The organism is Saprospira sp. CCB-QB6 (assembly GCF_028464065.1).
In the GTDB taxonomy this organism is placed as follows: Bacteria; Bacteroidota; Bacteroidia; order Chitinophagales; family Saprospiraceae; genus Saprospira.
In genome coordinates this window covers 3,270,143-3,284,955 of the sequence record NZ_CP116808.1, presented here as the reverse complement: position 1 = coordinate 3,284,955, position 14,813 = coordinate 3,270,143, and the positions used below count along the sequence as shown (strand labels likewise).

Below are 14,813 nucleotides of genomic sequence, written 5' to 3'. Positions count from 1 at the left end.
CTGCTCGGCCCTTCAGGCTTCACTTCGTTTCGCCTTCGGTCTGGCCTGCGGCCACCCCTCCGCATCGCTGGGCCATAAAACTGCTTAAAAGATACTCAACAGCTCTAAATTCTTAGCTTAAACAGTTGTTTAAACCCCTTATGCAAAATACATTTGACCCTAAACAGTTGTTTAGGCCCTTCCTGTGGGGAGCTAAGCTCGCTTAGCAGCGAAATATTGGAGACGGTTGTATTTTTTGCTTAAGATTCTGTAGGGCCAAGCTGTAGGTTTATAATATCCATCCTACAGGCCCGAAGGGCCGCAGGCCTAGCGATGCGGCGGGGTGGCCCACAGGGCCAGACCGAAGGCGAAACGAAGTGTAGCCTGAAGGGCCGAGCGAATAGCGAGCCCCAAAGCGACAACAAGCCCTTTAGGGCGCAGTTCGACGACCAAAGGGAGTAACCGCCGCAAGGCCGCAGGCCGCAGCGGAGGCCCCAAAACAACAACTCTTAAAGAAAACAAAAGAGGAAAAAGGAGGGCAACTATTGGGAAAAAAGTTGCATCTTCTAGGCAATCCCCCTTATCTTCTTTCATTAAAACAAAGTCAATGAAACGATACCCATTATGGCTATTATTTAGCCTTTTAATTAGTACCCAGATGTTTTCCCAGAACTATGAAAAAGCCTGGCTAGAGATTGATTCTTTAGATAGGCAGGGCTTGCCGGAATCGGCCCTTAAAAAGACGGACAGTTTGCTGCAAATTATTCGAAAAGCAGAGGCTGGACCGGCTAGAGCGGCGCATTATGTCAAGGGCTTGTTGTATTACAACAAGTTTCAGGGCAGTTTGGAAGAGGACGGTTTAGTGAAGTCCATTTATCGCTTGGAAGAAGAGATGCAAAAGGCCGAGGGCAGTGAAAAAGCGCTCTTGCAGTCTATGGTAGCTCAGCTTTATCATGAGTATTTGAACAATCATTATTATAAGTTTTCGGATCGGAGCAAGGTGAATGATTTGGAGCTCAAGGACATTCGGACTTGGGATATTGAGCGAATTACGGAGCAGGCATTTGCTTTGTATTGGGCTTCTTTATCGAATCCGGCGGCCTTAGAATTGGAGTTGGGGCAATTTGCGCCCATTTTGTCTCGGACAGATTTTGATGCGGATTTGCAGCCTACGCTTTATGAACTATTGGCCCAAAGAGCCCTGAACTTCTTTGAGAATGAGAACAGCTATTTGAGTCAGCCCGCTTATCAGTTTTATGTAGAATCGCCTGCGTTTTTTGCCATTGGGCAAGAGTTTGTTGAGCAAAAAATTGAGAGCCGAGATAGCTTTTCGCATAAATGGCAGACGCTTAAACTTTATCAGAAAATTGTGGCCAGATCGCTAGAGCGGAAGTCGCCTTTGGTCCTGTTACAGTTTGAGTTGCGTCGCTTGAAGTGGACTTATTCACAATCTATTAATAAGGATAAGCAGCAGCTTTATTTGGCAGCCTTAACGGCCTTAGAAGAGAAATATGAGGGGCAGGATGCTGTGGCCGAAGTTATTTTTGCCAAAGCGACTTATTATAAGCAAATAGGGCGGGTTTATTCGCCTAGTCGGCCAGATCCCAAGGCGCGTTGGGCCTTAAAAGTGGCAGATTCTATTGCAACAGCCATCATTGAGGATTACCCCAAGAGTTTTGGGGCCAAGCAAGCACAAACCTTAAAAGTAGAGTTGGCGCAAAAGGGCTTATCTATGGAGATTGAGCGGTATTTACCCTTGAATCAGGCGGGCCTCATTCGTTTGGATTATAAAAACTTGAGTCAGGTACATTTGCGCCTCATCAAGTTGAGTGAGTCGGAGCTAGAGCATTTTCTGGACACTCGCTATGCAGATCAGGGGCAAATAGACTTTTTGGCCAAAAGAGATCCTCTATATAGCCAGTCTCATCAGTTAATTGACTCTGGAGATTTTCAGTGGCATGGGACCGAGTTAATGATTCCGGCGCAGGCTGATCCTGGTATTTATGTCCTTCAGTTTTCGGCTAATGCGGACTTTAGCTATGCTAAAAATGCCCATACGATAGCCGTTGTTCAATTTACCAATTTGGGTCTCATTCAGCGGCAAGAAAAGGAGCAAGATGAGTTTATTGTCATCAATCGTTGGACGGGAGAACCTCAAAAAGGAGTAAAAGTAGAATTTAGAGAGCGACAACATAGATACAACTGGAAGCGCCTTAAGTCGGTACTTACGGATGAAATGGGCTATGCGCTAAGCAAGGAGCTCAAGAAAGATGACGATTACTACAGCTATAGCATTCGGGTAGAGAAAGGGAAAGACTTTCTTTTGCCAGAAAGCAGCTTTTATAATTACGATTATGATGCGCCTAGAGAAAATGGGCGGGAAGAAACTCGCTTTTTTAGCGATCGGGCCATTTATCGCCCTGGGCAAACGATTTATTTTAAGGGGATTGTCTTATACCGCAAAGGAGAAAGCTATGAACTCCTCAAGAATAAAGAATATAAGGTTGCCTTTTTTGATGTCAATGAGCAAAAGCTAGAAGAGCTAAGACTCAAGACCAATGAATATGGTAGTTTGCAAGGCAGTTTCACTGCTCCGACAACAGGCTTGATGGGAGAAATGAGTATTCGAGTTTTGGAGCAAGGCTATTATAGTGAGCATAGTATCTTGGTAGAAGAATACAAGCGGCCCAAATTTGAGGTAAACTTCTTGCCTCAGCAAGAAGCCTATAAGCTCAATGATCAAGTGGCTGTCTTTGCTCAGGCAGAAGCCTTGGCGGGCCCTGCTATTAGTGAGGCCAAATTCAGCTATCGAGTAGTGCGAGAAGTGCGCTTCCCCTATTGGCGTTATTGGGGCTGGAACCCCTGGTCGGGCCAAAGCCAAGAAATTACCAAAGGAGAAGGCGTAACGGATGAGAAAGGAGTGGCCAAAATTGAATTTGAGGCCGTTCCAGACAAAAGCATCAGCTTAGATAAGCAGCCCGTCTTTAACTATACCATTTATGTGGATGTGACCGACATCAATGGCGAGACCCGTTCTAGCCAAACCACTGTTCGGGTAGGTGCTATCGCCCTAGACCTTTCTGTTAACTTGGAAAGCGAATTGGACCAAGGACAAAAGCTGGGCAAGCTAAAACTCAATAGCCGCAACCTCAATGGAGGCTTTGAGCCCGCTCTGCTCGAATTGAGCTGGGAGCGCCTAGAAGAGCCCCAAAACATTTATGTTAAACGCCAATGGGAGCAGCCCGATTATTATAGCTTGGGAGAGCAAGAGTTCAAAGCGGCTTTTCCACATATTGCCTATAAGCAAGAGGACCAAAGCCGAACTTGGGCCGTCATTAAAACTCAGGGAAAAAACAGCATCAACACCGCAGAACAAAAAGAAATTGATCTGCAGAAATTGCTCAAGAAGTGGCCCGCAGGCTACTATCGCCTGACTATAAAAACTACCGATAAGTATGGCCAAGAAATCAAGCTAGAACGAGAGTTCCGTTTGTTTAATAGCCAAACTAAAAAAGCAAATGTACAAGAGCTCCTCTTTGCCAACCAAACAAGCTTCACAGTAGAACCTGGCGAAACGATTGAATTTGCTCTAACTTCAGCTACAGATTTCCCTGTACTCTTTGAGCGCGATCAAAAAGGGAAAGGCGTTAGCGAAAGAAGTTGGTTGCAACTAGGCGAAAAATGGAATAAACAGAGCTATACCGTTCAGGAAGATGATCGGGGGAACCTCTATTTCCGCCTAATCGGCCTGCGCTATAACCGCAGCTTTAGCCAACGCATCAATGTTTATGTTCCACATACGAACAAAGAGCTAAACATAGAACTCTCTACCTTTAGAGATAAGCTACAGCCTGGCCAAGAAGAACGCTGGGAGCTCAAGATTACAGGTCCCGATAAGGCCGCAGTAGAAGCGGAATTAGTGGCCTCGCTCTATGATGCTTCATTAGATGCCTTGGCTGGACATGATTGGAATTTGTCGCTATATGGGGCTTATTATGGCACGGCTAACTGGTCCACCGACTGTATGTATGTAGAACAAGCTAACCTAGTAGTAGCCTACGACTGGAACCTCTCTTATAGCTACCCTAGCCACAAATGGAGTAGCCTCAACTGGCAGGGCTTTTCTTTCTATGATTGGGGCTTTAGCCCTAGAAGAATGTATAAGTCTCGTTCTAGAACACTAAGTGTTACAGAATCAGACAATGTCGTTATGGAAGAAGAGCCTATGATGGAGGATATGCAGCTTGCTGGAGCAGCAGAAAAGAAGGAAGCTGTTGCCCCTGCCCCCCCTCTTGCCGATAGTGGGCTAGCTGAAGCGTCTAAAGAAGCCAGCGATAAAGATGCAGAAGATTTAGGAGACGTAAAGGTCCGCACCAACCTCAATGAAACCGTCTTTTTCTTCCCACAACTGCGCACCGACAAAGAAGGAAATGTCATTTTATCCTTTACAATGAATGAAGCCCTTACTCGCTGGCATTTGATGCTTTTGGCGCATACCCAAGACCTCAAAGTAGGATTAAAAGAAGCGCTTGTACAGACGCAAAAGGACCTTATGGTCGTTCCTAATGCCCCCCGCTTCTTCCGCCAAGGCGATAAAATGGAGTTTTCGGCCAAGATCAACTCTTTGGTAGACGATCCGCTAGAAGGCGAAGCCCAATTGTTGCTTTTTGATGCCTATAGCATGCAAGCCATTGATACCGAATGGGCCAATAAAAACAATCGCCAAAGCTTTAGCCTAAAAGCCAAAGGCGCTACGGCCCTAAGCTGGAAATTGGAGATTCCTAGCAACTGGACAACTCCTGTTGTGCATCGAATTGTCGCCAAAGCTGGACAATTTAGCGATGGAGAGGAAAGTAGCTTGCCTGTTTTGAGCAACCGTATGTTGGTGACCGAAAGCATGCCTTTGCCCGTTCGTGGCAAGACCAATAAAAACTTTGAGTTTAAGCGTATGCAAGAACTCAGCAAATCGAATACCCTCGAACACTATAGCTATACTTTAGAGTTTACGCCTAACCCGGCTTGGTATGCGGTGCAGTCGCTCCCCTACCTCATGGAATACCCCCATGAATGTAGTGAGCAGTTGTTCTCTCGCTATTATGCCAACAGTTTGGCCTCTAATGTGGCCAATTCACATCCCAAAATTAAGCGGGTGTTTGAGGCATGGAAAGCCTCTGGCTCTAAAGCTCTAGAAAGCAATTTGAGCAAAAACCAAGCACTCAAAAATGCCCTTTTGGAAGAAACCCCCTGGGTTTTGCAGGCCCAATCAGAGGCCCAACAAAAGAAGCATCTAGGCGTTTTGTTTGATCTCAATCGCATGGGCCAAGAACAAAAACAAGCCTTGCGCAAACTGGCCGATCGCCAGCTCGGCAATGGCGGTTTCCCTTGGTTCCCAGGTGGCCGCGATAGCTGGTACATCAGCCAATATATTGTAGAAGGCATGGGCCATTTGCAAGTAATGGGCGTGGCGCAAGAAAATGAGCCCATGAGCCAAGATATGATTATCAAAGCAGTTCGTTACATTGATAATCAACTGCTCGATCATTACGATCGCTTGCAAGCGACGGCCAAACGCCAAGAAGATCCAGAAGCTTACCTCAAAAAGGACCATCTGGACTATATGGTGATCCATTATTTCTATGCCCGCAGCTTTTTCCCTAAGGTGGAGTTGAAAAGCCGCCGCCTAAGAGAGGCTAGAGCCTATTATACTGGACAAATGCAGGCTTACGCCCTCAAGAAGTCGATTTACATGCAAGGCATGATTGCCCTTGCCCTGCACCGCGACGAAAACCTTCCCGAAGTACAACAGAGCATTATCAAATCCTTGAAAGAACGAGCCCTCAAATCGGAAGAAATGGGCATGTACTGGCAGTCGCCACATGGCTATTTCTGGTATGAATTGCCCATCGAACGCCATTGTTTGATGATCGAACTCTTTGATGAGGTGGCCAATGATCAAGAAACGGTGGAGGCACTCAAAACTTGGTTGCTCAAAGCCAAGCAAACGACGCATTGGAAAACCACTAAGGCAACCGCAGCCGCTTGTTATGCCCTTTTGGCCCGTGGAGAAAACTATTTGGTCGATAGCCAACCCATTGATATCAAATTGGGGGGAGAACTACTGGACCAACAAGCGTTGAATCCCGAACCTGGCACTGGCTACATCAAAAAGCGCTGGTCTGCCAAGGAGATTGAACCGAAAATGGCCCAAGTAGAAATCAAAAATCCCAATGCTTCTGTAGCTTGGGGCGCTATCTACTGGCAGTATTTTGAGCAACTCGATAAGATTGAAAGCTTTGAAGAAACGCCTTTGCAACTCAAAAAGCAGCTCTTTAAGCAAGTAAAAGGCGATCGAGGTCTAGAATTACAGCCCATCACCGCCGAAAAAGGCCTTGAAGTAGGCGATTTGGTCATGGTCCGCATCGAACTTCGTGTCGACCGAGATATGGAATATGTCCATCTCAAAGACCAAAGAGCCGCCGCTTTCGAGCCCACCAATGTGCTCAGCCAATACAAATACCAAGGTGGCTTAGGCTATTACGAAAGCACCAAAGATGCCGCTACGCACTTCTTTTTCTCTTATCTGAGCAAAGGAACCTATGTCTTTGAATACCCTGTTCGAGTAGCCCAAAAAGGCGACTTTAGCAACGGAATTAGCAGCATTCAATGCATGTACGCGCCAGAATTTTCTTCACATTCTCAAGGTATCCGCCTAGAAGTGAAATAAACAAGGCCCTTTAGCATTTTTCACCCCTCATCAGCATCTTCTGATGGGGGGTATTTTTTTGGGGCCTCCGCTGCGGCCTGCGGCCTTGCGGCGCTACGTTTCGCAGCTCGCTATTCGCTCGGCCCTTCAGCCCTTCGGGCTTCGGTCTGGCCTGACGGCCACTGCTGCACATCGCTAGGCCGAATGGAAGTCCTCCGCTTCGGCCATTCCTGCAGTCCAAAAGCTGCTGGGCCTAAAAACAGCCGCCCTCCACAAAAATCAGACGCAGGGGCTTTTAAGCCGCTGCGGCAAGAAAAATGAGGACCAACAAGATTGGCTGCGGCCTTTAGGCTGCAGTAAACGGTTTTGCAGGCGGCGAAGCCGCCGCAGGCTGAGGGATGGGCAGCAGTGGCCGAAGGCCAGACCGAAGCCGCCAAAGGCGGCTGAAGGGCCGAGCGAACAGCGAGCTGCGAGACAGCCCGACCCAGCCAAAGGCTGGGGCAGCCCCCAAAAAAAAGACTCCCAAAAATGGAAGTCTTTTTCGTACTAGCGTTTCTTAAAGGAAGGACCAGCAGTTCGTTTGCTGGGCGCCTCTACAGGCCGTTTGGCCGCCTCCTCTATGCCCTTGAGAATAGCCTTCTGGATATTCCCAAGTTGATCGGAAAAGTTGGAGAGCTGCGCCACCATTTGGACCATGGGGTTTTGCTCATCGCCCTGCAACAAACGGTCTTTGACATAAGCCGCTTTGACCTCTTCCCAGCGTTTTCGCTCCTCCTCAGTTTGTAGGCCCATCATCTCTTTGAGCTTGAGCATATTGGCCTCGGCGCTGGTGGTCAAGGTTTGTGATTCGCCTTTATAATGCGAGATCAACAAGGTTTCAATCTCCTCATCATTCATCACGGCCACCACTTTTTCCGCCAATTTGTTCATGTTCCGATACGAGCCCTGCAAAAGGAAGGGCGGCTCAGTTCGATAGGCATCGGGCATCGCCGCCGATTTGATATAGCCTTGGTTGACCTTGAGAATAACGTCTCGAATGCGCAGCATTTTTTTCAAAACCGCCGCATATTCATTAAGCTCCTGAGGCGAGTGATTGGCCCGAAACTCTAGGCCCTCTCTGCGGCCCGTTTGGGCAAACTCCAAAATGGGATACAAATCATCAATAGATTTGGCCGCCAACTTTTGGGTAACGGGATTGGAGGTCAAGGAGTTTTCAATATAACTGAGCTCGAAAATATCCTGCGTTTTTCCAATAATATCCCCCAAATTGTAAATATCGGCCCGGTTGGCCAACATATCGGGAATCCGGAACTTATCCCCACTTTCGGTATAAGGGTTACCCGCCATGACCACCGAAACCCGCTTACCACGCAAGTCATAGGTTTTGGTTTGGCCCTGATAAACCCCCTCAATTTTTCGCTGTCCATCCGTCAAAGAGATGAATTTCTGCAAAAACTCGGGATGACAGTGCTGAATATCATCCAGATAAATCATCACATTATCGCCCATTTCCAAAGAGAGGTTGAGCTTTTCGAGCTCTTTGCGTGCCCCCGCATTTTTGGCCTCTGAAGGATCTAAAGAGACCACATCATGTCCAATAGCTGGACCGTTAATCTTCATAAAGATTAAGCCCAGACGGTTGGCCACATATTCCATCAAGGTAGTTTTACCATAACCGGGAGGCGAAATGAGGAGCAACATCCCCATGCGATCCGTTCGGCTGCCCTCGCCCAAAGTACCGATTTGCTTGGCCAAGTTATCGCCAAAAATGGGGAGATATAGCTGGTCAATCAGTTTATTTCGGACAAAAGAAGACAGTACTCTGGGCTTAAACTCGCTCAATCGCAACTGCTCCTTAAACTGATGCGTCAAATCTTTTTTCATCTGAATAAAACGCTCATACAAAGGCAGATCTTGGGCCATATAGGCCTGCATTTTATCCATAAAGCGGTTGTAATCGAGGAAATAGCGCCCATTTTCGCCAATGCTGTTATGCTCTCCCCGCAAGCCAAGCAGCTCTTGCTGTGTATTCACCTGCAAGACCTGACTTTCCTGATATTGGCCCAATAACAAAATCAAAGCGGCCTCATCCAAATAGGCTTTGGGCTGCTCTTGGCTATCGCAGAAGGCATTGAGCCACTGCCGCAATAACTCAAATTGCTGTTTGGGAAACTCATCCAGCTCTCGAATGGCCTGTTCAAAATCCTTTTGCATAGCCTCCCCCTCTAAAAGGGCCAAAAAGGCCTGCTTGAGGTCGTGCGCTTGGCCCGAAATCAAGAAATAGTTGCGCTTGGCCCGCTCTTTTAGCAAGTAGCGCGCGGCCTGAGCCGCCAAATGCGGAGCAAACAAAGCCGTTTGGGCCAAATAATCTTGAATATCCGCCTCCAAATCTTCCAGTAAGCGGTCAAATTCCTTGCTTTTGGGAAATAATTTGAGCAATTGTCCAGCAGAACGCAACTGCTTGTCCAACAGCTGCCGCTCTTCTTCCTCCAAATGGCGGAGGTAATACAATTGCGCCAATACTCGGCTTTCTGGACCAAAAGACAGATGATCGATATGCTGATGCAAATAGAGCAAACTGCCCAATATCTGCGCCGCATCCTCATCGTGAATTCCCTTGTTGTAGCCATCTTGGTAGCGGCTCGCCATGAACTTCTGCACATAGGGCAAAATTTCATCTTCTTTGAGCCAGTTTTGCTCAGCTTCCAGTTCTTTGAGCACCAAATAAGCCAAAAATTCGGCTCGATAGACCTTGGCATTTTCAGAAGGGTAACTTTGGTCCCAAACCGATTTAGTGGCTAAAAATTCTGGGTCCTCAACTTCCTGAAAGAAGCCCGTTCCCGTCAAATGATAATACATACCGCCCGAACGAGGCACCATGGTCAAGTCTAGAGTTTGGGTATTGACCGCAAAACTATGGCGACCAAAGCGGATGGCATTGCCCCCGCCCTGGAAAAGGTCTTCCTTATCCCGAAGCTGACGCAAAGCATCTTCCTGAATGGTTTTGAGCTGGGTTTGTAGATCGCCCGCCTTATTGCTATCGCCCAATTCTCTAAGCTGCTCAATGCTTTCACGCAGCTTATCAATCATGAGGTCAGAGGCAAAAAAGCCGTTAATCTCGACCACCGATTTTAATTTATTGGCCCGATTGCGCACCCCATTCAAAATCCGCTCGGCTGCAGTTTGCAAAGCCGATGAGCGACGGTTGATGGCCTCGACCAAGCTGAGCTTTTTGGTCTCAAATACGTTGTAGACCTCTTCCCGCTTTTCCGAAATCTTGAGGATAAACTCATCAAATTCGGCAAATTTACTTTCTAGCTCTTCTACCTGAATCATCAATTTACTCAGGTACTCCTCGCATTTGCTGGGCGTATCCGAGATGTCAATATAGTTGATGATCGACTGGTCGATCAGCTTCATCTGGGCCGCAAATTCAGCTTGGCCCTCGGCAGAAGTGAGCTCTTTGAGGCGGCGACGAAGGGCCGCTTTAATTTGATTGAGCAGGGAGAAAATATCGGTAATGCTGTCGATAATTCGAGTGGTTTGGGTCGCATCTTCAATTTTGAGGTTCGACACAATCTCGATCAACATTTCTAGCTCTTTACCAATGCCATCAATGCGCTCTTCTAGTTTTTTTCCTTGCTGAGCAGTTTCTACCGCCGGAATTTCCTTTTTGGCCTCATCTACTTTTTGCATATAGGGCTCCAAAGCATCGGGCCGCAGCAAAAAGGCCACACATTCGGTAGAAAGAAGCTCTAGCTTTTCGGCAGCTTGGGCCTCTAAGCCTTCAATATAAGGGAGGTCTGCATAACGCAAGTCCTTGAGCGAGATGATTTCCCCACGGATAATCCGTAACTCAGATAAGAAGTTGACGAAGATGCCAATCTGATTAAAGCTGGCTTGCTCGACCTCCTTAAATAAGGTATTGGCCCGCTGCCCCACTTCCTGAATACTTTCTTTACTCGCCTTTTTGATGGCCTGCACTTTCTCAAACTCATCAATGGCGGCATTGGCCGCTTGACGAATCTCGCCCAAGGGCGCATCGATCCCAAAAGCCTGAGGGTCCTTGATCCAATAATAGGCATCAAGGATGTCATTCGATTTTTTGGTCAGATCAAAATAAAGATCGCTATAGGTTTCATCCTTGCCCAATAAGCTCAGTAGCTCTTGACATTCGGCCATGGCCCGTACAATATCGCGGTTGCCCACCTTGTACAAAAAGCTATCGGTATGCTCAGAGGGGATGATGTCGCCCTCAATATAAGGCGTTTGCCAAATCTGAATCATATGGTGCTTGGTCGCACTCTCTTCTGCTCTAAAATAACAGAGTTCTCCATTCGGGAAAAGGGTGTAACCATGGCAATGAATAGGCGTGGCCACCTGCTGCTCAATCACATTATAAGAGAGCAAAATATAGGTCCCTTTTTGCTGATTGTAGAAGCTGAATAAATGGTCTTCTCCATTGGGAGATTGCACCCGGCGCTCAAACTTATAGCCACTACCGCCCGCCTTATCAAAGACTTTGTAGTCGCCAGTTTGCAGATAAAAACCATTGGCAAAGATGAGCCCTTGGCTGCCCGGCAGCAAAATTCCCGAATGTTCTAAGGTGTCAATTCGCTCTACAGCTTGTAGCTTTTCATTAAAGACAAAATAACGGGCATCTTCTAAATAAGGGGCCATGCGCAAGACAATCAAATTGCCCAAATCGGCAAATTGGATGTCTGCATCTTCTAGTTTTTGGTCCTTTTGAACCACCTCTTCCCGATAAATTCCCTGCCCATCAGCCGTATTGTCTTCTACCTTGATGGTCAAATCGCCACCCACGGTTTCTACAAACACACGATCCAAAATGGAAATATGCGGATGATCGCCATAACGATACATTTCCCGACTCACTTTTTTCCACTCAAACTCATGCTGAGCCGGAAATTTATAGCGATGCTCGCCTGGTTGGTTGAAATAGAGCAATTGCCCATCTCGAACCTCCCACTTAAACATTTTGCTGTCGTTCACATCCTCACTAAGCTGAAAGACCATATAGAAAAATGGACTATTCTGCTCAATGGCGAATTTGGCAAAAACCGCATCCTTATAATAGCGGAATAAGTTGCTAAAGTCGGTTAAAAACTGGCGATTTTGGCCCTCAAACAGAGCGCTCAACTCCGTTTCCTCAAAGCGGTCGCCATTAAATTGATAGGCGCTAAAAATATCTTCTAGCTTAATTTCGGACCGAAGGCCCATTTGCACATTATAACCAAAAATACAGAAGTCGCCCACCGCAATAATGTCGCGGGCCACACAATTATTTTCGGTATTGATGCGAGAATTCCCTTTGAGTTCTAGCTCAATAGCGCCAAAGACCTCTTTCCGAGCCACATTCAGCTCATCTAGGCGGCCTCGCAACTCTTTTCCATAGCGGTTCAATCGGCCCTTAATGACCTCATAGGTACCGCTTTCGAGTTGGCTATTTTGCTCCTCTTCTAGTTCTGGGGCTATATTTTCCTTTGCCATAATTTTTTTTGGAGATTTTCTTGGGGCTGCCCCGCCCTGCGGGCGGGTCGGGCTGTGTCGGGGCTCGCTATTCGCTCGGCCCTGCGCGGGCTGCGCCCGCTGGGTCTGCGGCTTCGCCGCCCCCCTTTCCATCCCTCAGCCAGGCGCTGCGCGCCTCTGCGGCGGCTAGGCCGCCTACTCAAGGACCAAAATGAAATGAAAAAACGCCTAGCCGTCCTCTTGGTCCACTAAGCGTTTTTTTTGCAGTTTTGATTGGGGCGGCGCAGCCGCCCGGCCCTTGGGCCGAACGGACTAGCGATGGGGAGCAGTGGCCCGCAGGGCCAGACCGAAGCGCTTTAGCGCTGAAGGGCCGAGCAGACCTGCGAGCTGCGGACCGTAGCGCCCGCAGCCCCACTTTAAAGGGCTGCGGGAGGCCCCAAATCAGAATTAGCCTAGCAAGTCGGCAGCAGATTGGTTGTTGATGCCCAAGCTACTCACTTGGTCCATCATGCTGCGGATAAGGTCTTTTTGGTTGCCACTTACCTTGCCATACAACTGAGACAAAAGCGCAGAAATGGTTAGGTCACGGAGGGTATCGCTACCGATATTGTACTCCTGGGCAAACTCCCGTAGGCGGCTCAATAGGCCTTGTTCTACGCCATTGCCCAAAAGTGCACCCTTAAAATCTTGCAAATGCTGCGAGCTGTCGATCAAGCGATCTACAGATTTGCCCTTGTTGATAGAGTTGAGCAAAGAATCGAAGAATTGCGTTTCGCCACCCACGATATCGATGCGGGCGTTGCTCAAAGACTGGCCTAGGAGGCGAGCTTGCGCCTCGGCAATGGCGCGACGAGCTTCGATTTCGGCCAAAGCGATTTGGCGCTCTTGCTCCAGACGGAGTTTGTATTCTTCATGCTCGCGACCTACGCCGTCTAGGGCCTTCATGGCCTCGGCTTTGGCGGCCAAACCTTTGGCTTCGGCAGCTAGGCGCAATTCAATCACGCTAGCTTCAGAGGTACCTTTTTGCGAGATGAGTTGGGCCTCAACAGTTCCTTTTTCACGGTTAACTTCAGCCTCGGCCAAACCTTGTTTGCGAGTTGCTTCGGCTTTGGCCTCAATCGCTTTGGCTTCGGCTAGGGCTTTTTGTTCAATCAAGCGAGCCTCTACGCTACCTTCAAGTTCGGTGGCTTCGGCACGGGCTTGCATCACTTCTGCCTCGGCCAAACCAACAGTGGCTTCTTCAGCGGCTTTGGCTTCAGCGGCAATTTTGCGCGCTTCGGCTTCCTTCTGCTGAGCGGCTTTTTTAGCATCGGCCTCAATAATAATTTGTTGAGCCTTGATTTCCGCCACCGCTTTTTCGGCTTCCGCACGGCGAGTTTCCTCTACTTTTTGGGCCTCAGTGGTCTTTTGTACGTTAATCATGGCCACTTGGCGTTCGCGCTCTGCTTCCGCCAACTGGATCGTATCTTGGATCTTTTGATCTTCTTCGATCGTCTTTTTCTCTTCGGCCTTACGCTCTTTGATAATCGCTTGAATATCGCGTTTTTTGGCTTCTAGGACCTTTTCCTTTTCGATCCGGGCCTCTCCTACCGAACGTTCTTTTTTCTCTACCTCCAAAAGGCGGTCGATCTCGATGCGTTCGTTTTCTACAGCCTCGGTGCGTTCCTTATTTTTGCGGGCCACAATGATTTCCCGCTCCTTATTTTCCTCGGCAATGCCCTCTTGGCGGTGCGCTTCTTTGCGCTTGAGTTCGGTTTCCAAGTTTTTGGCAATCACCAATTGTTCGGCCTCATTATTTTGCTCGGCCTGCAAAATGGTCAAGGCTCTTTTTTGGCGCTCTTCTTTTTCTGCCTGTTGGAGCTCAAGTTGCAAGATGGCTTCACGAGCTTCTACATCTTGTTGCTTGATGGTTTTCTCTCTTTCGCGGCGGATAAAGTTGGTCTTTTCAATTTGGATTGAAGTCAATTCTTCAATCTTCTTGATCCCCTCAGAGTCAAGGATATTATCCTGCTTTAGGGCTGTGATAGGCGTTTGCTCAAGGTAGTCAATAGCACAGTCATCCAAAACATAGCCGTTGAGGTCGGTGCCAATGGTTTCCAGAATCTTGTTCTTAAACTTGTTGCGCTCCGTGTAGAGATCAATCAAGTCAAACTGCTTACCTACTGTTTTTAGGGCCTCAGAGAATTTAGCATCAAAAAGGCTGTTGAGCGTTTCCTGCTTAGAAGCACGAGAGCAACCAATGGCTTGAGCTACTTCAAGAATAGACTGTTTGTTTTTATTGACTCGAACAAAGAATACTACTTTGATATCGGCACGGAGGTTATCTTGACAGATCAAACCTTCGCTACCTGTACGGCCTACCTCAATCGTTTTGATCGAGATATCCATTTCTTCTACTTTGTGCAAAACGGGAATGACTAACATTCCACTATCATAAACGACCTTAGTACCACCAAAGCCGGTTTTAATTAGTGCGCGTCCCTGGGGGACCTTTCGGTGGCAACGGGCAAAAAGAATAAGAGAGCCAATCAAGATGAGCAGAATCACTGCACCAACGATGAGCCCAATTTGCAAGGCTACGAGTAACATGAGCAAAATGTTTTAGAGATGTTGAGTAAAATTTGGGGTTATCTGGGCATTC

General features: G+C 47.8%; 3 protein-coding genes. 1 reads left to right on the top strand and 2 read right to left on the bottom strand.

The genetic code is table 11. The features are described 5' to 3' along the window. Positions 1–586: 586 nt before the first annotated feature. Positions 587–6,703, top strand: coding sequence for an alpha-2-macroglobulin family protein (locus PPO43_RS12585; RefSeq protein ID WP_272618303.1), 6,117 nt, complete (start codon positions 587–589; stop codon positions 6,701–6,703). 525 nt (positions 6,704–7,228) lie between these two features. On the opposite strand, the gene PPO43_RS12580 is transcribed toward PPO43_RS12585, so the two are convergent. Next, on the bottom strand, positions 7,229–12,193 hold the full coding sequence (locus PPO43_RS12580; RefSeq protein ID WP_272618302.1) for a DNA repair ATPase: 4,965 nt from the start codon (positions 12,191–12,193) through the stop codon (positions 7,229–7,231). A gap of 426 nt (positions 12,194–12,619) precedes the next feature. Continuing rightward, entirely contained in the window at positions 12,620–14,761 is a 2,142-nt protein-coding gene (locus tag PPO43_RS12575; RefSeq protein WP_272618301.1) for a flotillin family protein, read from the bottom strand. Between the last annotated feature and the right edge of the window lie 52 nt (positions 14,762–14,813).